The 23,340-nt window shown below is 71.0% G+C and carries 4 protein-coding genes and 1 pseudogene; 4 read left to right on the top strand and 1 reads right to left on the bottom strand.

What is annotated here, in order from left to right; genetic code table 11:
• Positions 1 to 45: 45 nt before the first annotated feature.
• The gene (locus ACFMRZ_RS18435) at positions 46 to 1,101 is read right to left on the bottom strand and encodes a nitronate monooxygenase (RefSeq protein ID WP_400180120.1); all 1,056 of its coding nucleotides are present in this window, start codon (positions 1,099 to 1,101) and stop codon (positions 46 to 48) included.
• A gap of 303 nt (positions 1,102 to 1,404) precedes the next feature.
• On the opposite strand from ACFMRZ_RS18435, the gene ACFMRZ_RS18430 reads away from it, so the two are divergent.
• The 4 genes and pseudogenes from ACFMRZ_RS18430 to ACFMRZ_RS18415 all read left to right on the top strand — a co-directional run.
• Positions 1,405 to 2,157 (top strand): M23 family metallopeptidase, encoded by a 753-nt coding sequence (locus tag ACFMRZ_RS18430; protein WP_400180119.1) that lies wholly within the window; start codon positions 1,405 to 1,407, stop codon positions 2,155 to 2,157.
• Between the two features lie 122 nt (positions 2,158 to 2,279).
• Positions 2,280 to 3,194, top strand: a complete 915-nt coding sequence (locus ACFMRZ_RS18425) for a LuxR C-terminal-related transcriptional regulator (protein WP_280274613.1) — start codon at positions 2,280 to 2,282, stop codon at positions 3,192 to 3,194.
• Between the two features lie 209 nt (positions 3,195 to 3,403).
• The gene (locus ACFMRZ_RS18420) at positions 3,404 to 10,771 is read left to right on the top strand and encodes an amino acid adenylation domain-containing protein (protein WP_400180118.1); all 7,368 of its coding nucleotides are present in this window, start codon (positions 3,404 to 3,406) and stop codon (positions 10,769 to 10,771) included.
• Positions 10,772 to 10,942: 171 nt separating this feature from the next.
• Positions 10,943 to 23,335, top strand: a pseudogene (locus tag ACFMRZ_RS18415) (amino acid adenylation domain-containing protein); the annotation flags it as partial.
• Positions 23,336 to 23,340 lie beyond the last annotated feature (5 nt).

The raw sequence follows: 23,340 nt of genomic DNA, 5'->3' as shown, positions 1-23,340 counted from the left end.
TGGGACAGGCGGATGGTGTCATCCGATTCTAAACGAAAAACGTTGTCAACAATCCTGGATTGTGCGCGAAAGTGCTAGGTTCAGAGCGTTTTTCGTCTCGGCGGAGAGTGTTCGCACCAGGTCGGCGGCGGGGACTGCGCTGGTCAGCGTATGTGTTTGGCCTGCCCAGAGGTTCACCGCGTCGGCATTGCCGTCGGCGCGTGCCTGTTTGCGCAACGGCCCGGTGGCGTAATGGATTTCGGGGTAGGCGGCGGGTGCGTCGGGGTGGTCGAGGATGAACCGGTTGCGCAGGCCGCGGGCCCGGCGGCCGCTGAACGCGCGGGTGAGCATCGTCGGGGCGTCGATGACCAGGGCGTCGCGATGTAGCTGCGCGGTACCGGCCTCCGGGCAGTTCAGGAAGGCCGTGCCCAGTTGTGCGGCGGCCGCGCCGGCGGCCAGCACGGCGGCGATGCCCGCGCCCGTGGCGAGGCCGCCCGTCGCCACCACCGGATGGTCGGTCGCGGCGGTGAGCAGTTGGAGCAGGGCCAGCGTCGACAGGGGGTCGGCCGCGTCGTCGGCGGGGCGGTCCACGAAGGTGGCGCGGTGCCCGCCCGCCTCGGCGCCCTGGGCGATCAGCACGTCCGCGCCCGCCTCGAGCGCGGTGCGCGCCTCGCCGACCGAGGTCACCGTCACCCAGGATTCGGTGCCCACCGACCGCAGGCGGGCGATCTCGCGCGCCGACGGGCAGCCGAAGGTGAACGATGCCACCGCTACCGGATCGGTGACCAGGGCATCCAGCTTGGCGTCCCAGTCGTCGGTGTCGAAACGGGCCTCGCCGAGCGGGAATTCGCGGCCCAGCCGCTCCAGGTAGGGGGCGAAATGCTCCCGCGGCGTCGGCGCTCCGGGAACGAACAGGTTCACGCCGAACGGGCGGCGGGCGCTGTCGGACAGGAGGGCGCGGGTGCGCACGATCCGGTCGGCGAGGTCCGCGGCGGCGAGGTACCCGGCGGCGAGGAAGCCCAGACCGCCCGCGGCCGAGACGGCGGCCGCGAGTTCGGGTGTGGAGGGTCCGCCGGCCATCGGCGCGAGCACGATCGGGGTCCGCAAGTCGTCGATGATCACAGGCCCAGTCTGGCTTATGTAACAGCCGAACGCGCCGCCTCGCAGCGGATCACCTGGACTTTCGCCCGAGAAGGTTGCGAAAAGGTCACGACGGAGTACAGTTTCCGTCACGGCGTATGCCGAATCGTTACCGAAAATGAGGTTTCGAATCGGCGACGTCACCCGAGTTGATCGACGCTAGGACGAACCTTGCCGCAGCACCGTGAGACCTCCACCTCAGTATCTGTCAAGGACTTGCTCGGAGATGGTGTTTGCGCCGCTCGTCCGAACCGGCACCGCGCCGAGCCGCGCACCGGTGACCGGATGAAGCTGGCGGCCAGCGCGGCGGTCGCGGCCGGCGCCATCGTCGGCACCGCCGCCCAGCTCGCGAATGCCGCCCCGCTGCTGCCGATCGGACACGAGAGCAGCAACGGCGACGCGATCGCCCTGGACAGCGTCGACGAACCGGCGGCCGAGGCCAAGCAGGCGGTCGCGGCGCCCGAGCCCGTCGCGGCTCCGGCCCCCGAGCCGGAGGCGCAGGCCGTGCCCGTCGCCGCGCCCATCCAGCCGGCCCCGTTCGGACTGCAGAATCTGCCGCCCGAGGTCGCCGGTCCGCTCGCCCAGGCCGAGCAGGTGATCAAGGGCCTGCAGAACCAGGTCGCCCCGGCGGCGCCCGCGGTGCGCCCGGTGGCCGGTGTGGTCAGCTCCGATTTCGGCGCGCGGTGGGGCGCTTTCCACTACGGCGTCGATTTCGCCGACGCCATCGGCACGCCGATCCACTCGATCGAGGACGGCACCGTGATCGAGGCCGGTCCGGCCTCCGGCTTCGGCCTGTGGGTGCGGGTCAAGCACGACGACGGCACGACCGGCGTCTACGGCCACGTCAACGACATCCTGGTCAACGTCGGTCAGCGAGTGCGCGCCGGTGACGTCATCGCCACCGTCGGCAACCGCGGCAATTCCACCGGGCCGCATCTGCACCTGGAGGTCTGGGACGCCGCCGAGAACAAGATCGACCCGACGTCCTACCTGGCCGCCAAGGGTGTGATCCTGTCGCAGCAATGGGGACCCCAGTAATCGTCGCGGGTGTCAGCGGCCGTGTACGGGCACGGCCGGCGGTCGTGGGGGCTGGTGGTGTGACGGGTTTACACGAATTGTTCGATTCCAGATCCCCGCACGGCCGGGCGTACGCGGCCCTCGTGCAACACCCGCGATCCAGTCTGGCCGAACTGGCCGGTTACCTGGAGTGCTCGCCCGAGGTCGCCGAGGCTTCCCTCGACCGGCTGTGCGAATTGCAGGCGGCCGTCCGCATCGACACCAACGGCACCGTCGTGTGGGACGCGCACGCGCCGGAGGCCCTGTCCGAGGCCGAGTCCCGGCGGCGCCAGGCCGATACCGCCCGCATGCACGCGGCCGCCGCGCGCCTGGGCGAGACGTTCCGGTCGGTGCGGCGCACCGCCCGCGGCGGCGGCACGATCGTCCCGATGTACGAGACCCGGGAACTGATCGCCGAATTCGAGGATCTACAGCGCACGGCCCGCACCAACGTGCGGCTGGTCGAGCGCGGGCCCTACATCTGCGATATCGACCGGGCCGAGCGGATGTTCGAGCTGAAGTCGGCCCGCATCGACGCGGGCGTCCGCTATCAGACGCTGTACCAGGACACCGTCTATCAGGATCCGGACCGGCTGCGGCACGCGCTGTCCACCAATGCCGCCGGGGCGCAGGCGCGCACGCTGCCCGACCCGCCGCTGAAGGTGATGATCGTCGACGGCGAGCGGGCCAGCCTGATGCTGCACAACGACGAGCGCCGCGGCGACCCGATGGGCCTGCGCATCGGTCCCTCGCCGACGCTGGACCTGCTGGTTCGCACCTTCGATGTGCTGTGGTCGCTGGCCGCGCCGATCTCGGTGAATCCGAGTGAGCCGCTGGACGAGCGCGATCGGGCGATCCTGACGCTGATGGGCCTGGGCGCCACCGACGACACCATCGCCCGCCGGCTGGGCATGTCCCGCCGCACGGTGGTGCGCCGGACGGCCAGCCTGCTCGAGCGGCTCGGCGCGAGCACCCGATTCCAGGCGGGCGTGCAGGCGATCCGGCGCGGGTGGCTCTGAGCCGAGACGCGCGGACCGCTGTGACGCGGCCCACCGAATTCGACTCCTCGCGCAACAACGGGGCACCCTCGTACCGATGAGTAGAGGAGGCTCGCGCGGACGCCGCCGAGTACCGCGAGGACCCCTATATGATTGCCCGGACCGTGCGAGGGCCGCCGATATCGTTCGGCCGTGCGGACCTGCTGGACGCGAGAGGTGAATGCACTCGAATGGAAACTGCCCGCCGATCCGCTCGTGGAGGCCGCCGTCGTCGGTCGGGCGGCCCGCTCTTCGGACAGCTGCTCACCGCGGCGGTGGAGTCCGCCGCCGAGTCGGTGGCGATCCGGTTCGCGCCGGCCGAGGATTCGTCAGACGCACGTGAACTCACCTACCGGGAACTCGACGAGGCCTCCTCGCGGCTGGCTCGGGAGCTGATCGACCGCGGTATCGGCGCGGGCGACGTGGTCGCCATCGGTATCACCCGCTCGATCGAGTCGGTGCTGTCGGTGTGGGCGATCGCCAAGACCGGCGCGGCGTACGTGCCGGTGGATCCGACCTATCCGGCCGAGCGCATTGCCCACATGGTGTCGGATTCCGGCGCCGTGCTGGGCCTGACCACCTCCGCGCACCGCTCCGCCCTCGGCACCGGCGTGTACTGGCTGGAGCTGGACGACCCGGTGGTGCGGGACCGGGTGGCGGCGCGGCCGTCGCATCCGATCTCCTACACCGACCGGGTGCGCCCGCTCACCGAGCAGCACCCGGCCTATGTCATCTACACCTCCGGCTCGACCGGGCGGCCGAAGGGCGTCGTGGTCACCCACGTCGGTCTCGGCGCGCTGGTCGCGGCCGAGCGCGAACACTATGGGGTGGGCGAGGATTCGCGCGTGATGCACGTGTGCTCGCCGAACTTCGACGTCTCCGTGCTGGAGCTGATGCTGGCGTTCTCCTCCGGGGCGACGCTGGTGGTCTCGCCGCCGGAGATCTTCGGTGGCTACGAGCTGGCCGATCTGCTGCGCCGCGAGCGCGCCACGCACATGCTGATCACCCCCGGCGCGCTGGAGTCGGTGGACCCGACCGGGCTGGACGACATCGAGACCGTGATGGTGATCGGTGACCGGTTCGGACCGGAACTGGTGGGCCGGTGGGCGCGCGACGGTCGTACGTTCGTCAACGGCTACGGGCCGACCGAGGCCACCATCCTGGTGTCGTCCATCGCGCTGGAGCCGGACGGGCCGATCACCATCGGTAATCCCATCCCGGGAGTCGGTGTGTTCGTGCTGGATTCGCGGTTGCGGCCGGTGCCCGCCGGAGTGGTGGGTGAGCTGTATCTGGCGGGACCCGCGCTCGCGCAGGGTTATCTGAACCGGCCGAGCCTGACGGCGGGCCGGTTCGTGGCCAGCCCGTTCGGCGCGGAGACCGGCAGCCCGGGTTCGCGGCTGTACCGCACGGGAGACCTGGTGCGGCGCAACGAGTCCGACGGCGGCATCGAATTCCTGGGGCGCTCCGACTTCCAGGTCAAGGTGCGCGGCTTCCGGATCGAGCTCGGCGAGATCGACAACGCGCTGACCGAACATCCGGACATCGACTTCGCGGCCACGCTCGGCCGCACCCTGCCGTCCGGCGCGACGACGCTGGTGTCCTATGTGCTGCCGCGCGCCGGAACCACGGTCGACACGGGGGAATTGGAAGAGTTCCTCGGGAAGTCGTTGCCCGCGTACATGATTCCGGCCCTGATCATGGTGCTGGACGAGATCCCGCTGACCCCGATCGGCAAGCTCGATCGCGCCCGGCTACCCGAACCCGCGTTCGCCGCACGGGAATTCCGCGCGCCCTCCACGCCGGTCGAGGAGATCGTCGCCGACGTGTTCGCGGCGCTCCTCGTGCCGGCGGGGCCGCAACCGGACCCGGCCGCCGGTGAGCCGGTGGGCTCGGTGGCCGCCGGGCGGGTCGGCGCCGACGACGACTTCTTCGAACTGGGCGGCAATTCGCTGCTCGCCGCGCAGGCCGCCGCGCGGATCGGCTCCGCGCTGGACGTGCGGGTGCCGGTGCAGCTGCTGTTCGAGGCCTCCACGGTGGCCGCGCTGGCCGAACGCGTGGAGCGGCACGCCGGGTCGGCGGCCGGGCAGCAATTGCGGCCGATGCCACGGCCCGAGCGCATCCCGCTGTCCTACGCGCAGCAGCGGATGTGGTTCCTGAACCGCTTCGACCCGCACAGCGCCGTCAACAACATCCCGGTCGCGGTGCGGCTGACCGGCGCCCTGGACCTGGACGCGCTGCGCGCCGCGGTCCGCGACCTGGTGGAGCGGCACGAGGTGCTGCGCACGGTGTACCCGGATCTCGACGGCGAGGGCTACCAGCTGGTGCTGCCGCTCACCGATTCCCGTGCGGTGCCGGAACTTCCGGTGGACGACGCCACCGAGGCGCGGGTCCCGGCGCTCGTCGCCGAGACGGTGACGGCCGGGTTCGACGCCACCGTCGCGCCGCCGGTGCGGCTGCGCGTGCTGCGGCTGGCCGCCGACGACCACGTCCTGGTGTGCGTGGTGCACCACATCACCGGCGACGGCTTCTCGATGGGCCCGTTGACTCGCGATCTGATGACCGCCTACCTGGACCGGGTGCGCGGCGGACAGCCGGGGTGGACGCCCCTGGCCGTGCAGTACGCCGACTTCGCGCTCTGGCAGCGGGAGACCCTGGGCGCCGAGGACGATCCGGAATCGGTGCTGGCACAGCAGATCGCCTTCTGGCAGCAGCAGCTGGCCGCACTCCCGGAACAATTGGACCTGCCCGCCGACCGGCCGCGCCCGGCCGCCGCCACCAACCACGGCGCCACGCTCGATTTCGAGATCGACCCCGCCGTGCACGCCGCGCTGAATCGCATTGCGCACGGCAATAATTCGACCGTGTTCATGGTCGTGCACGCGGCGCTCGCGGTGCTGCTGGCGCGGTTGTCGGGCACCCGCGACATCGCGATCGGCACCCCGATCGCCGGGCGCGGCGAGGCCGAACTCGACGACCTGATCGGCATGTTCGTCAACACCCTGGTGCTGCGCACCGAGGTCGATCCGGGTACGCCGTTCGACGAACTGCTGCGGTCGGTCCGCGCCACCGACGTGGCCGCCTTCGGGCACGCCGACGTGCCGTTCGAGCGGCTGGTGGAGCTGCTGGATCCGGTGCGCTCGGCCGCGCGGCATCCGCTGTTCCAGGTGATGCTGACCTTCCAGAACCTGGCGCCGGCCCACTTGGAGCTGCCGGGCCTGGCGGTGTCCGGCGTGGACCTGGCCGTGCCGCTGGCGAAGTTCGACCTACAGCTCGCGCTGGCCGAACGAGTCGACGAACACAATGTGCCGCAAGGCATGTCGGCGTCGTTCACCTACGCCACCGACCTGTTCGACGAGGCCACGGTGCAGGACTTCGCCGATCGGTTCCGGCGCATCCTGGGCGCGGTGGCGGCCGACGCCGCGGCGGTCGTCGGCGATATCGACGTGCTGGCGCCCGGCGAGCGCGAACTCGTACTGCACGAATGGAATTCGACCGGCGCCCAGGTGCCGCCGGTCACCCTGGTGGACCTGCTCGCCGCTCAGGCGCGGCGGCGGCCGGACGCGACCGCGATCCGCTACGGCGACACCACGCTGTCCTTCGGTGAGTTGCAGCGGCGGGCGAACCGGGTGGCGCGGGCGCTGATCGCGCAGGGCGTGGGCCCGGAATCGCTGGTGGCCGTGGCGGTTCCGCGCACCGAGGAGCTACCGGTCGCGCTGCTGGGCGTGCTGGTCGCCGGTGCCGGATACCTGCCGATCGACACCACCTACCCGGCGCAGCGGCTGGAGTTCATGCTCTCCGACGCTGCCCCCGCCTGCGTCCTCACCACCGCGTCCGAACGGGACGCGCTGCCCGGCGGCACCGCCCCGGTGGTGCTGCTCGAGGAGGCCGCGGACCGGTCCGACGCCCCCGTGAGCGATGCCGACCGGGTCGCGCCGCTGCGGCCACGGAACCTGGCCTACGTCATCTACACCTCCGGCTCCACCGGGGTGCCGAAGGGCGTCGGCGTCTCGCATCGCAATGTGCTCGAGCTGTTCGCCAACACCCAGCTGCTGTTCGAGTTCGACGAGACCGACGTGTGGACGCTGTTCCACTCCTTCGCCTTCGACTTCTCGGTGTGGGAACTGTGGTGTGCGCTGGCCAACGGCGGCGCGGTGGTCGTGGTCGACTACCTGACCTCGCGGTCGCCGGAACTGTTCCGCGAGTTGTTGATTCGCGAGCAGGTCACCGTCCTGAACCAGACCCCGTCGGCGTTCTACCAACTGGCCGAGGCGGACCGGGCCGCGCACGCCGGGGGCGCGGGCAAGTTCGCGCTGCGCTACGTCGTGTTCGGCGGTGAGGCCCTGGACCTGCGGCAATTGCAGCGCTGGTACGAGCGGCACGCCTCCGACGCGCCGCAACTGATCAATATGTACGGCATCACCGAGACGACGGTGCACGTGTCGTTCCTGGCCGTGGACGAGCGGCTGGCCGACAACCCGGCCAGCGTGATCGGCCGCGCGCTACCCGGCCTGGACTCCTACGTGCTCGACGACCGGCTGCATCCCGCCCCGGTCGGCGTGGCCGGTGAGCTGCACGTCTCCGGCGAGCAGCTGTCGCGCGGCTACCTGGGCCGCCCCGGCTTGACGGCCACCAGGTTCGTGGCGAACCCGTTCGGCCCGGTCGGATCCCGGATGTACCGCACCGGCGACATCGGCCGGTGGGCCGGGTTCGGCGGCGAGGCGAACCTGGAGTACGCCGGGCGCACCGATCAGCAGGTGCAGTTGCGCGGCTTCCGTATCGAACTCGGCGAGATCGAGTCGGCGCTGCTGCGCTGCGAGGGCGTGAGCCAGGCCGTGGTGGTCGTGCGCGCCGACGAGCAGGCCGGCGACCGGCTGGTGGGATACGTTGTCCCCGAAGCGAATACACAGCTCGACTCGGTCGCGCTGCGCGGCCGGGTGGGCGAGTTCCTCACCGCCTACATGGTTCCCGACGCCGTCGTGGCGCTGGACGCGCTGCCGCTCACCCCGAACGGCAAACTGGACCGGAAGGCGCTGCCCGCACCGGAATTCATCGGGTCTGCCGCGTTCCGGGCGCCCGGCACCCCGATCGAGCAGGCGGTGGCCGACGTGTTCGGCGGGCTGCTCGGCGCCGGGGAAGTCGGCCTGGACGACGACTTCTTCGCCCTCGGCGGCAACTCGCTGCTCGCCACCCGCGCGGTCGCGCGGATCAACGAGGCGCTGGACTCGAATGTCGCGGTCCGGGAGGTCTTCGAGGCGCCGACCGTGGCCGCGCTGGCGGCGCGCATCGTGCCCGGCGCCGCGGCCGGGACGGTGCGGCCGAAGCTGGCGCCCGTGCCGCGGACCGACCGCGTCCCGCTGTCGCTCGCGCAGCAGCGGATGTGGGTCATCAACCAGCTCGATCCCGAATCGCCGTCCTACAACATCCCGTTGGCGCTCCGGCTCACCGGCGAGCTGGACGCGGCGGTGCTGAGCCAGGCCGTGACCGATGTGCTGGAGCGGCACGAGGTGCTGCGCACCCGCTACCCGGTCGGCGGCCCCGGCGGGCTGCCGTATCAGGAGATCCTGTCGGCCGCCGACGCGCTGCCGGACGGGCTGCCCGTGGTGGACGGCACCGATCCGATCGAGCGCATCACCGAACTGCTGTCGGCCGGATTCGATGTGACACAGGAGGTTCCGGTCCGGGCCTTGCTGCTGCGCAACGGCGACGACCACCTGCTGGCGATGGTGCTGCACCACATCGCGGGCGACGGCGCGTCGCTCGCGCCGCTGGCCCGCGACCTGATGACCGCCTATCTGGCCCGAGTCGAGGGCGGCGAACCAGGCTGGGCGCCATTGGATGTCCAGTACGCCGACTTCGCGGTGTGGCAGCGCGGCGTCATCGGCACCGACGATGATCCGGAGTCGATCGCCGCCCGCCAGCTGGACTACTGGCGTACCCAGCTCGCCGGAATCTCGGGCGCCGCATTCCTGACGCCGGATCGACCACGGCCCGCCGTGCCGTCGATGCGCGGCGGCATGGTGGGTCTCGACGTGCCCGCGCACGTGCACGCGGGCCTGCTTCGCATTGCGCGCGAACATAATTCGTCGTTGTTCATGGTGGTGCACGCGGCGCTGGCGGCACTGCTGGCCCGGCAGTCGGGCAGCGCCGATGTCACCGTCGGCACGCCGATCGCCGGGCGCGGCGAGCGGGCGCTCGACGATCTGGTCGGCATGTTCGTCAACACGCTCGCGCTGCGCACCGGGGTCAGCACCGCCGACACCTTCGACGCGCTGGTCGAAAAGGCCAGGGAGGCCGACCTTTCCGCGTTCGCGAACTCCGACATCCCGTTCGAGCGGGTGGTCGAGGTGGTGTCGCCGGGCCGCACCGGTGAACAGAGCCTGTTCCAGGTGATGCTGGCGTTCCAGAACACCGAGCAGCCGACGCTGGAACTGCCCGGCCTGACCGTGGCGGCGCTGGACAGCGACCGGGTGGCGGCCAAGTTCGACCTGCAGGTGATCGTCGAGCCGCGCCACGACACGGCGGGCGCGCCCGCCGACCTGGTCACCGTCTTCACCTACGCCACCGATCTGTTCGACGAGTCGACGGTGCGGGCGCTGGGCCGCCGGTTCGAGCGCATCCTGGCCGCGGTGGCCGCCGATCCGCAGGTGCTCGTCGGCGATATCGACCTGCTCGACGAGCAGGAGCGCGCGCGGATCGAGGCGCAGCGGCCCGAGCCGGTGGAAACGGTCTCGGCCAACGGCACCGCGCTGGCGCAGGCGCTGGCGGCGGCGGTCGAGGACGATCCGGACGGTCCGGCGCTGGCGTTCGGCGAGGACGCCGTGTCCTACCAGGAACTCGGCGCCCGCTCGTCGCGGCTGGCCCGGGTGCTGATCGGGCGCGGCTGCGGTCCGGGCACCGGCGTCGCGGTGCGGCTGGATCGCGGTGTCGAGGCGACGGTGGCGACGTGGGCCGTGCTGAAGGCGGGCGCCGCGGTGGTTCCCGTCGGCGACGGCACGCGACTGCCCGAGGCGCTGGAGATCAAGGTCGGCCTGGCGGCCGGGTCGGCGCCCGCGGGCGACGGCATGGACTGGCTGGTACTCGACGATCCGGCGGTCGTCGCCGAGGTGGCCGGGGAGTCGGCGCGCCCGGTGACCTATGCCCACCGGACGCGGCCGCTGCGCGGTGTGGATACCGTCTTCGCGGCCGCGGGCGTGACCCTGAGCTACGACGAACTCGCGGCGGCCGTGGACCGGCTGCGCGAACGCACCGACCTGACATTCGAGTCCCGGACGTTCCGCCGCGGTCGCGCGGACGCCCCCGCGGCGCTGCTCGAGGTGGTCGCGGCCGGTGCGGCCGGTGCGTCGGTGGTGCTGGCGGAGGCCACGAGCGCGGCGCTCGCCGACGAATGGGTCACACACCTGTTCCTCGACGCGGACGGGCTCGCGGGGCTCGATCCGGAGCCCTTGGAGGACCTGCGCGCCGTGGTGGTCGAGCAGGGCGCCGTTCCGGCCGGATTCGGCGCCGCCGAGGTCGTCGTGGCCGTCGGCGAATTGCTGCGCGGCGATAGCGAACGGCTGTGATATCTCCTGACCCTGAACTCTGGGGCGTGCGTAACCAGGGTGGATGCGGTATCGGCGCGGACAGGGCATGATCGGTGAGGTTCACGACAGGCACGGAGAAGGTTTCATTTTGATGTTCGGAGTTGCTGGCGGGGTGTTCGAGTGAGCCGACCCGAACGTCGGCGGCCTACTCGTGCTCGGCGCTCCCGTGTCACCACGCTGCCGAGACTGCTGGCGACCGCTGTCGAGACGAACCCGACCGGTACCGCGTTGGTGTTCGCGGATGCGTCGGCGTCGTTGGTGGTGTTGTCGTATGCGGAGTTGGATGAGCGGTCGACGCGGTTGGCTCGGTTGTTGATCGAGTGGGGTGTGGGTCCTGAGGTTGTGGTGGCGGTGGGGGTGCCGCGGTCGGTGGAGTCGGTTGTTGCGGTGTGGGCGGTGGCGAAGGCGGGGGCTGGTTTCGTTCCGGTGGATCCGGGTTATCCGGCGGAGCGGGTGGCGCACATGGTCACCGACTCCGGGGCCGCACTGGGCCTGACCGTGTCCGCCGCGCGGGACGCCCTGCCCGGCGACATCGAATGGCTGGTGCTGGACGGCGAGGTTCGCGACCGGCTGCAGAGCATGTCGGCGGAGCCGGTGGAGAATGCCGACCGGTTGCGGCCGTTGCGTGCGGAGCATCCGGCGTATGTGATTTATACGTCGGGTTCGACGGGCAAGCCGAAGGGTGTGGTTGTCACTCAGGCTGGTTTGTCGAGTTTTTGTGATGAGCAGCGTGAGCGTTATCGGGTCGGAAACGATTCGCGGACTTTGCATTTCGCGTCGCCGTCTTTTGATGCGTCGGTGTTGGAGTTGTTGTTGGCGGTGGGTGGTGCGGCGACGATGGTGGTGGCCGCGCCGTCGGTATACGGGGGCGACGAGCTCGCGGGACTGCTGCGCCGGGAACGGGTGACGCACGCCTTCATCACACCGGCCGCGTTGGCCTCGGTGGATCCGGCGGGCTTGGACGATCTGCGCGTCGTGGTCGCCGGTGGCGAGGCCTGCCCGCCGGATCTGGTGCGGCGCTGGGTGATTCCCATCGGGGACGGTACCCGCGAGTTCTACAACGGGTACGGGCCGACCGAGACCACGATCATGACGAACATCAGTTCGCCACTGGTCCCCGGGGAAACCATCACCATCGGCGCGCCTATCCGTGCCGTCACCGAATATGTCTTGGACGACCGGCTGGCGCCGGTGCCCGACGGCGCGGTCGGCGAGCTGTACATCACCGGTGCGCAATTGGCGCGCGGGTACCACCGCAGGCCGTCGCTCACCGCGGCGCGATTCGTGGCGAATCCGTTCGACCCGCAGGGCTCCCGGCTCTACCGCACCGGCGATCTCGTGCGCCGGACCGTGTCCGGTGAGCTGGAGTATCTGGGCCGCAACGATTTTCAGGTGAAGATCCGGGGCTTCCGGATCGAGCTGGGGGAGATCGACGCGGTGCTGTCCGCGCACGACACCGTCGACTTCGCGGTCACGGTCGGTCACCGGCTCGACAGCGGCGCAACGATTCTCGTCTCCTATGTGCATCCGGTGGACGGCGCGGTCGAGGTCGAACAGTTGCTGGAGCAGGCCGGTCGCAGCCTGCCCGCGCATATGGTGCCGACGACCGTCATGGTCCTCGACGAGATCCCGCTGACCCCGGTCGGCAAGCTGGACCGCGCCGCGCTGCCCGCACCGGTGTTGCAGGCCAAGGAGTTTCGCGCGCCGTCCGGCCGCCTCGAGACGCTGGTCGCCGAGATCTTCACCGACCTGCTCCATCCCGTCGCGCCGGTCGGCGCCGACGACGACTTCTTCGATCTGGGCGGTAACTCGCTGATCGCCACCCAGGCCGCCGCCCGGCTGGGCGCGGCGCTCGGCACCCGGGTGCCCGCCCGGCTGGTGTTCGAGGCGCCGACCGTCGCCGGCCTGGCCGCCGGAATCGAACCGCTGGTCGACGCGGGCGGGCGCGTCCCGCTGACGCCGATGCCGCGACCGGACCGGATCCCGCTCTCGCCCGCGCAGCAGCGGATGTGGTTCCTCAACCAGTTCGACACCGCGTCGGCCGCCAACAACATCCCGGCCGCCATCCGGCTGTCCGGTGCCCTCGACGTGGCGGCGCTGCAGGCCGCGGTCGCCGATGTGGTCGAGCGGCACGAGACGCTGCGCACCATCTACCCGTCCGAGGACGGCACCGGGTACCAGGTGATCCTGCCGCCCGAGCAGGCCATCCCGGACCTGGCCGCGAAACCCGTGGCGCCGGCCGACCTCGAGGCCCGGCTCGCGGCGTTCGCCTTCGCCGGATTCGACGTGGCGACGGAGGTGCCGCTGCGGATCGCGTTGCTGGCGTTGGATTCCGGCGCTGCCGGCGCGGCGCCCACCGACCACGTGCTCGCCATCGCGGTCCACCACATCGCGGCCGACGGCGCGTCGATGGCGCCCCTGGTGCGTGACTTGATGACGGCCTACCTGGCCCGTTGCGGCGGCGGCGCGCCCGGCTGGGAGCCGCTGCCGGTGCAGTACGCCGACTACACGCTGTGGCAGCGTGCCGTGCTGGGCGAGGAGTCCGACCCCGAGTCCGTGAGCGCCGCCCAGGTCGCGTACTGGAGTTCGACGCTGGCCGGGATTCCGGATCGGCTCGATCTGCCCGCGGATCGCCCGCGTCCCACGGTGGCGTCCGGGCACGGCGGCCAGTACGCGTTCGAACTCGACGCGACGGTCCATGCCCGGCTCGTGGGACTCGCGCAGGCGTCCGGTGTGTCGTTGTTCATGGTGGTACATGCGGCGTTGGCGGTGTTGCTGGCGCGGTTGTCGGGGACCGACGACATCGTTGTCGGTACGCCGGTGGCGGGTCGTGGTGAGCGTGAGCTCGATGATTTGATCGGCATGTTCGTCAATACCTTGGCGTTGCGGACTCGGGTGGATTCGTCGGTGTCTTTCACCGAGTTCCTGGCGGCGGTGAAAGAGACGGATCTGGGTGCGTTTTCGCATGCGGAGTTGCCGTTCGAGCGGTTGGTCGAGGTGTTGGATCCGGTGCGTTCGCAGGCGCATCATCCGTTGTTCCAGGTGGCGTTGTTCTTCCAGAACATGGACAAACCCACGCTGGAGCTGCCCGGCCTGAGTGCCGCGGCCGTCGAATTCGACGGGGCCATCGCGAAATTCGACCTCCAGCTCACCGTGGTCCCGCGCGAGGAGGACGCCGCCCCGGCCGGATTGGGCGCCCTGTTCACCTACGCCGCAGACCTGTTCGACAAGCCGACCATCGAGGGCTTCGCCGAGCGCCTCACCCGCATCCTGGCCGCGGTGGCCGCCGACGCGCAGTCCCCGGTCGGCGCGATCGAGCTGCTGTCCGGCACCGAGCGCGACCGAATCCTGCGCGACTGGAACGAGACCCGGCATTCGCTGGAGCCGGAGCTGCTGCTCGACGGCTACCGGCGTACGGCGGCGCGGCAGCCCGACGCGGTGGCCGTGACCTACGAGGGCGTCTCGCTCACCTACGCCGAGTTCGACGCCCGGGTGAACCGCCTCGCGCGGCTGCTGATCTCGCGCGGCGTGGGTCCGGAAGCGTTGGTGGGCTTGGCCGTTCGCCGGTCGCTGGATCTCGTCGTCGGAATGTACGCGATCGTCGCGGCGGGCGGTGCGTACGTGCCGCTGGACCCCGATCATCCCGCCGAGCGCATCGGCCATATCCTCGCCACCGCCGACCCGGTCACCGTGCTCACCACGACCTCGGACGCCTCGGCGGTGTCCGGGGCGCGGGATGTCCTGGAAATCGATCGCCTCGACCTGTCGGAGTTCTCCGCCGAGGCGATCGCCGACACCGAACGCCTTGCGCCGCTGCGTGATACACACCCCGCCTACGTGATCTTCACATCGGGATCGACCGGCCGCCCGAAGGGTGTGGCGGTGTCGCACGCGGCCATCCACAACCAGATCGAGTGGATGCTCGCGCAGTACCCGCTGGGATCCGGCGATGCCTACCTGCAGAAGACGGCGACCACGTTCGACGTATCGCTGTGGGGTTACTTCCTGCCGCTGCGTGCGGGCGCGCGGCTGGTCGTCGCGACCCACGACGGGCATCGCGATCCCCTGTATGTGGCGGAAACCATTGCGGCCGAAGGTATTACGGTTACCGATTTCGTGCCGTCGATGCTGACCGTATTCGCCGCACACCTGGCGCCGGGTGCGTGCCCGACGCTGCGGGACGTGTTCGTGATCGGCGAGGCGCTGCCGCCGGAGACCGTCGACGCGGTGCGCCGGGTCTGCGGCGCGCGGGTGCACAACCTGTACGGGCCCACCGAGGCCGCGGTGTCGGTGACCTACTGGCAGGCGCGCGGCGCCGATCGAACGAGCGTGCCGATCGGGTTGCCGCAGTGGAACACTCAGGCTTTTGTGCTGGACGGGCGGCTGCGCCCGGTACCGGCGGGCGTGCCGGGGGAGCTGTATCTGGCGGGCGCGCAGCTGGCTCGCGGCTATGTGCGGCGGCCGGATCTGTCCGCCGACCGGTTCGTGGCGAACCCGTACGGCGCAGCCGGCTCCCGGATGTATCGCACCGGCGACCTGGCGGTGTGGCGCGCGCCCGACGGTGAACTGCCCGCGCGGCTGGATTACCTGGGGCGCACCGACTTCCAGGTGAAGTTCCGCGGCCAGCGCATCGAGCTGGGCGAGATCGAGACCGCGTTGCTGGCCGAGCCCGAGGTGAGCCAGGCGGTGGCCGCCGTGATGCCGTCGACGCTCGGCGATCAGCTCGTCGCATACGTGGTGCCCGCGCCCGGCCTGCGCCTGGAACAGGCGGACCTGCTGGCCGCCGTGGCGAAGTCCCTGCCCGCCTACATGGTGCCCGGCACGATCGTCGTGCTCGAGGAGTTCCCGCTCAACGCCAGCGGCAAGCTCGACCGCAAGGCGCTGCCGGAGCCGACCTATTCCGCGCGCGAGTTCCGCGCTCCCGCAACGCCGGTCGAGGAGATCGTGGCGGAGGTGTTCGGCGAGGTGCTCGGCGTCGACCGGGTCGGCGCGGACGACGACTTCTTCGCCCTGGGTGGCAACTCGCTGGTCGCCACCCAGGTCGCCGCCCGGCTGGGCGCGGCGATCGACGGCCGGATACCGGTCCGGACCGTCTTCGAGACGCCGACGGTGGCAGCGCTGGCGGCGGCCATCGAATCCCGCACGCACGACCGCCGAGGCGTCGAACTGGGCGCGCTCGAGCGGCCCGAGCGGCTGCCGTTGTCGCTGGCGCAGCGGCGGATGTGGTTCCTGAACCGGTTCGATCAGGACGGCGAGACCGCGGGCTCGGCGGCCTACAACCTGCCGTTCGCCTTGCGGCTCACCGGGAATCTGGATGTGGCGGCGCTGTCGGCCGCGCTCGACGATGTGGTGGTCCGGCACGAGGTGCTGCGGACCGTCTACCCCGAGACGGCCGACGGCCCGGTGCAGGTCGTCCTGCCGGTGTCGGCGGCTATCGCGCACCACGGCGGAGCGGGCGCGGCCACCCATCCGGGCGGCTGGGTGTCCGTCGCGCCGGAACGGCGCACCGCCGAGGGCGCGGTCGCGGCCGTGTACGAGCTGGCGGCGACGCCGTTCGACGTGACGGTCGAGGTGCCGATCCGGGTGCGGTTGTTCGAGATCACGGACGCGGCGACCGACGCGCACGAGTACGTGCTGGCGGTCGTCGTGCACCACATCGCCGCGGACGGCTCGTCCATGGCCCCGCTGGTGCGGGACGTGATGACCGCGTACGCCGCGCGGGCCGCCGGTGCGGCGCCGGACTGGACGCCGCTGCGGGTGCAGTACGCCGACTACGCGGTCTGGCAGCGCGCGGTACTGGGCGACGAATCGGATCCCGATTCGATTGCGGCGCAGCAGATCGCGTTCTGGCGACGGGAGTTGTCGGGGTTGCCGGATCTGCTGGAGTTGCCGGCGGATCGGCCGCGTCCGGCGGTGGCGTCGTTGCGTGGTGGCCGGGTGGAGTTCCGGGTGGACGCCGAAATGCACGCCGCTCTGGGCGCATTGGCGCGTGCGCACGGTGCGACGTTGTTCATGGTGGTACACACGGCGCTGGCGGTGTTGCTGGCGCGGTTGTCGGGCACCGACGACATCGCGGTGGGTACGCCGGTCGCCGGTCGTGGCGAGGCCGAACTGGACGATCTGATCGGGATGTTCGTGAACACGGTGGTGTTCCGGACCCGACTGGATCGCGGCGAGTCGTTCGCGGAACTGCTTGCGCGGCAGCGGGAAACGGATCTGCGGGCTTTCGCGCACGCCGATATTCCGTTCGAGCGGTTGGTGGAGGTGTTGAATCCGCCGCGGTCGACGGCGCATCATCCGTTGTTCCAGGTGGGTTTGTCGTTCCAGAACTTGGCGCGTACGGAAGTGTCGCTGCCGGGACTCGAAGTCGCGGGTGTGGACGCGGATCTCGAAGTGTCGCAGTTCGATCTGCACTTGATCGTCGGTGATGTGTACGACGAGCAGGGAAGTCCCGCCGGTATCGGTGGTTTCTTCACCTATGCCACCGATCTTTTCGACGCCGCCACCGTGGAAGGCTTCGCCGCACGTCTCTCGCGCATCCTCGCCGCGGTGGTCAGCGACGCGTCGGCCGCCGTCGGCGATCTGCCACTGCTCGGCCGCGACGAGCGCAACCGGGTCTTGGTCGCCCCGAATATCACCGGGTATCCGCTGAATTCCGGTGTGCTGCAAGCAATCCGCCCGCGCGGTGCGGCGCTGCCCACGATGGACGCACTGCTCGCCGGTACGGTCACGGCACGGCCGGACGCGGTGGCGCTGGTCGCAGATCTCCCCGACGGGCCCGAGGTGCTCACCTACGCCGAACTGGGTGACCGGGTGAATCGTCTTGCCCGGCATCTGATCTCGCTCGGCGTCGGTCCCGAGACGCGAGTGGCGCTGGCCTTCCGCCGCTCGGTGGACCTCGTCGTGGCCATGTACGCCGTCGCCGCGGCAGGCGGCGCGTACGTGCCGGTCGACCCGGACCAGCCCGCCGAACGGACCGGTTACATCCTCGACACCGCCGATCCGGTGTGCGTGCTGACGAACGCCGGGACGGACCTGGGCCGGGCGGTGGTCGTGGTCGACGCACTGGACCTGTCGACCGTCCCGGCGGGGCCCGTCACGGACGCGGATCGGATCGCGCCGCTACGCGCCTCGAACACCGCCTACGTCATCTTCACCTCCGGCTCGACCGGGCGGCCGAAGGGCGTGGCGGTGCCGCACGCCGCCGTCGTCAACCAATTGCTGTGGAAGACCGCGGAATTCGGCTTGACGCGCGACGACGCGATGCTGTTGAAGACGGCCGCGACATTCGACCTGTCGGTGTGGGAGTTCTGGTCGGCCGCGGTGTGCGGCGGGCGGCTGGTGATCGCCGCGCCGGACGGCCATCGCGATCCGGCCTACCTGAACGAGCTGATGGCGCGCGAGGACGTCACCACGCTGCACGTGGTCCCGTCCATGCTCGACGCGCTGCTCACCGACGCCGCGACCCGAGGGCCCGGAGACGCCTACCGAATGACGGGTGACCCCGCGCAGCGGCCCGCTTCCGCTGTGACGCTGTGGAAATCGCTGCGGCGGGTGCTCGCGATCGGCGAGGCCCTGCCCGGCGCCCTCGCGCAACGCTTCCGCTCCGCGCACCCCGACGTGGACCTGTTCAACCTGTACGGACCCACCGAGGCGGCGGTCTCGATCACCAATCACCGGGTGACCGCGGCCGACCAGGTGTCGGTGCCGATCGGCGCGCCGGAGTGGAACAGCCAGGTATACGTGCTGGATTCGCGCCTGCACCCGGTGCCGGTCGGCGTCTCCGGCGAGCTGTATCTGGCCGGTGCGCAGCTCGCCCGCGGCTACTTCGGCCGCGCCGACCTGACCTCGGACCGCTTCGTGGCCGACCCGTTCGGGGTGCCCGGCACGCGCATGTACCGCACCGGCGATCTGGTGGCCTGGAATACCGGCGGCGAGCTGGAATACCGGGGCCGCACGGACTTCCAGGTGAAGATCCGCGGTTTCCGCATCGAACTGGGCGAGATCGAGGCGGCCTTGCTGGCGCTGCCGGAGGTCGCTCAGGTCGCGGTGCTGGCGAAGCGGGACCAGCGGTCCGGCGACCGGCTGGTCGCCTATCTGGTGCCCAGCGGCGGCACACTCGATGCCGCACAAGTGAAATCGGCGATCACCGCCGCCGTCCCGTCGTACATGGTGCCGTCGGCGTTCGTCGTGCTGGACGCGCTGCCCCGCACCGTGAACGGCAAGCTGGATCGTAAAGCGCTGCCCGAACCGGAATTCGAGGCCACCGCCTACCGCGCGCCGGCGACGCCCATCGAGGAGATCGTCGCGAGCACCTTCGCGGAGGTGCTGGGCGTGGAGCGGGTCGGAGTCGACGACGACTTCTTCGCGCTCGGCGGCAACTCCCTGCTGGCGACCCAGGTGGCGGCCCGCATCGGGACCGCCCTGGAATCGCGGGTGTCGGTGCGCAGCCTGTTCGAGGCGCCCACGGTCGGTGCGCTGGCCGTGGCGGTCGAGCAGTCCACCGGCAGTGCGCTGCCGCGGCTGGCCGCCGGCCCGCGCCCGGCGGAGATCCCGCTGTCGTTCGCGCAGCAGCGGATGTGGGTGCTCAACCAGTTCGACACCGGCGCGGCCGTGTACAACATCCCGGCCGCCATCCGGCTGTCCGGCGTGCTCGACGTGCCCGCGCTGCGGGCCGCCGTGGCGGATGTGGTTGTGCGGCACGAGATTCTGCGTACCGTCTATCCACTGACCGCCGACGGTCCGGTGCAGGAGATCCGGGCCGCCCGCGATATCGACGTCGACCTGACACCGATCGAGGTAGCCGCCGCCGAGCTGATCCCCGCCGCGGAACAGGTGATGGGTCGGGGCTTCGACGTCACCGCCGAGGTGCCCTTCCGGATCGCACTGTTCCGGGTGGCTCCGGAAACGCCCGCGCCGCAAGCCGATTCGGATGAGTACGTGCTGGCCTTCGTCGCGCACCACATCGCCGCAGACGGCTGGTCGATGGGTCCGCTGACCCGTGATCTGATGCTGGCCTACGCCGCCCGCACCGGCGGGGACGCACCGGGCTGGTCGCCCCTGTCCGTCCAGTACGCGGACTACGCCCTGTGGCAGCGGCACGCGCTCGGCGCCGAGGACGACCCGGATTCGGTCCTGGCCCAGCAGATCGCCTTCTGGCGCCGGGAACTGGCCGCGCTGCCCGAACAGGTGGACCTGCCGGCCGATCGACCGCGCCCGGCCGCGGCCTCCTACCGCGGCGACACGATCGCCTTCGAGATCGAGCCCGATCTGCACGCGGCCCTGAACCGCGTTGCGCGCGAACATCATTCGACGCTGTTCATGGTCGTCCATACGGCGCTCGCGGTGCTGCTCGCGCGGCTGTCGGGCACCCGGGACATCGCCATCGGCACCCCCGTGGCGGGCCGCGGCCACGCCGCCCTGGACGACCTGATCGGCATGTTCGTCAATACCCTGGTGCTGCGCACCGAGGTCGACCCCGCCGCCACTGTCGGCGACCTGCTGCGCGCCGTGCGCCACACCGACGTCGCGGCCTTCGCGCACGCCGATGTGCCGTTCGAGCGGCTGGTGGAGCTGCTCGATCCGCCGCGCTCGGCGGCCCGGCACCCGCTGTTCCAGGTGATGCTGACGTTCCAGAATCTGGCGCCGGCCGACCTGCGGCTGCCCGAGCTGACCGTCTCGGGTGTGGACGCCGCGCCCGCCCCGGCCAAGTTCGACCTGCAGGTGACACTCACCGAGCGGGCCGACGCCACCGGAGCCGCGCAGGGCATCGCCGCCGCCTTCACCTACGCCACCGACCTGTTCGACGCCGCCACTGTGCGCGGCTTCGCCGACCGCTTCCTGCGCGTGCTGGCCGCCCTGGCCGAACCCGAAGCGGCCGTGGGCGACATCGACCTACTGACCGGCGAGGAACGCGAACGGGCGCTGCGCCAATGGAATACGCCACTGGCGACACCGCGCACCGCGACCGAATTGTCGCTTCTCGCGCTGATCGACGAGCAGGTGCGCCGCCGCCCCGATGCGACGGCGATCCGGGCCGGGGCGAACACCCTGACCTACGACGAGCTGGACCGGCGCGCCAACCGGGTGGCGCGGGCCCTGATCGCGCACGGCGTCGGGCCGGAAGCGCTGGTGGCCGTGGCGGTTCCGCGTACCGAACAGCTGCCGGTCGTGCTGCTCGGCGTGCTCAAGTCCGGGGCCGGTTACCTTCCGATCGACACCGCCTACCCCGCGCAGCGCCTGCGGTTCCTGCTCTCCGACGCCGCACCGGCCTGCCTGCTCACGACCGCCGCGGACCGGGACGCGCTGCCCGAGACCGATATTCCGGTGCTGCTGCTCGAGGACCTCGACGCGGCCGACGACTCCCCGGTCACCGATCGGGACCGGCTCGCGCCGCTGCGGCCCGACCACCTCGCCTACGTCATCTACACCTCGGGCTCGACGGGCGTGCCCAAGGGCGTCGGGGTCGCGCATCGCCAAGTGCTGCAACTGCTGTCGAACACCTACCCGCTGTTCGGCTTCGACGAGTCCGATGTGTGGACGCTGTTCCACTCCTTCGCCTTCGACTTCTCGGTGTGGGAGCTGTGGGGCGCGCTGGGCTCCGGCGGCAGCGTGGTCGTCGTCGACTACCTGACCTCGCGATCGCCGGAACAGTTCCGCGAGTTGCTGATTCGCGACGGTGTGACGGTGCTCAATCAGACACCGTCGGCGTTCTATCAGCTGATCGCGGCCGACCGCGACGCCCCGCGGGCCGCGTTCGCCCTGCGGCACATCATCTTCGGCGGCGAGGCGCTGGACCCGCGCCGCCTGACGCCGTGGCTCGCGCGGCACCGCGAGGCCCGCCTGGTCAACATGTACGGCATCACCGAGACCACGGTGCACGTGTCGTTCCTCGAGCTGGACGAGGATACGGCGGGCAGCGCGGCCAGCGTCATCGGCCGCGCCCTGCCCGGACTGGACACCTACGTGCTCGACGAACGCCTGCACCCGGTTCCGGCGCAGGTTCCCGGCGAGCTGTACGTGGCCGGTGCTCAGTTGTCGCGCGGTTATCTGGGCCGCCCCGGCCTGACCGCGACCCGTTTCGTGGCGAACCCCTATGGTCCGCCGGGATCGCGGTTGTACCGCTCCGGTGACGTGGGCCGCTGGCGTGCGTCCGGCCCGGCCGCCGTCCTGGAGTACGCCGGCCGGAGCGACCAGCAGGTGCAGCTGCGCGGGTTCCGCGTCGAACTCGGCGAGATCGAGGCGGCGCTGCTGCGCTGCCCCGGCGTCGGACAGGCCGTGGTCACGGTGCACAGTTCGGCGCAGGCCGGTGACCGCCTGGTGGGTTACGTCGTCGGAAACGACGCCGCCGCACTCGACCCGGCGGAATTGCGCGGCACCGTCGGCGAATTCGTCACCGCGTACATGGTTCCCGACGCGATCATGGTGCTGGACTCGCTGCCACTGACCCCCAACGGCAAGCTCGACCGCCGCGCCCTGCCCGCACCGGAGTTCCACGGCGGCACCGACTTCCGTGCCCCCGAGACGCCGACCGAGCAGGCGGTGGCGGACGTCTTCGCCGACCTGCTCGGCGCGGATCGGGTGGGCGCCGACGACGAATTCTTCGCGCTCGGCGGTAATTCGCTGCTGGCCACCCGGGCCGTGGCGCGGCTGCGCGAGGTCACGGGGGCGCGGGTCGAGGTGCCGTGGTTCTTCACCGACGCCTCGGTGGCCGGGCTGGCGCACCGCATCGACACCGAAGTGCCCGGCCGACAGGACGATTCGGCCTTCGGCGTCCTGGTGCCGCTGCGCGCGGCCGCGGGCGATCCGGTGTTCTGCCTCCACCCGATGTACGGCCTGGCATGGGCGTATTCCGGGCTGGCGCAGTACCTTCCGCAGCCGCTGTGGGGAGTGCAGTCCCCGGCGCTGACCGAGGACTACGTGCCGCAGTCGATCCACGAGATGGCCCTGCGCTACGTCGCGGAGATCCGGACGGTGCAGCCGCACGGCCCGTACCGGTTGCTGGGCTGGTCGCTGGGCGGCGTGCTGGCCCACACCATCGCCACCGAATTGCAGGCCGCGGGCGAACAGGTGTCGCTGCTGGCCGTGCTGGACGGGTACCCGGAACTGGATGTCACCGACTTCCGCGGCGCCGTGCGCGACGCCTTGGCCGAACTCGGTCTCGGCGCGGACGCCCTGCCCTCGGGCGATCTGCACGATCTCGGCGACGAGGCCTTGGCGGCACTGCACGCGATGGTCCCCGCCGACCTGGTGTCGCTCACGCCCGAGCGGGTGCGCCGGATCTATCGCGGCGCGGTGCGGTCGGCCGAGCTGGTGGCCGAGCATCGCCCGGCCGTCTTCCGCGGCACCGTGGAGTTCTTCCGCGCGGATTGTGAGACAAGTCACATCGAGCGTGGTCGGTCCGCGGCCGATTGGGAGCCGTATGTGGACGGCAAAGTGATCGACCGGCCGGTACCGGTCCGTCACGACGAACTGGTCGGACCGGACGCGCTGGCCGAGATCGGTCCCGCCCTGGCCGCGCTGCTCGCCCCCGACCAGCGCTGACGCGA

The sequence above is a fragment of the Nocardia sp. N2S4-5 genome (genome assembly GCF_044628355.1).
In the GTDB taxonomy this organism is placed as follows: domain Bacteria; phylum Actinomycetota; class Actinomycetes; order Mycobacteriales; family Mycobacteriaceae; genus Nocardia; species Nocardia wallacei_B.
Note: the sequence above shows the minus strand (reverse complement) of the source record. Positions and strands in the feature narration are given on the sequence as shown.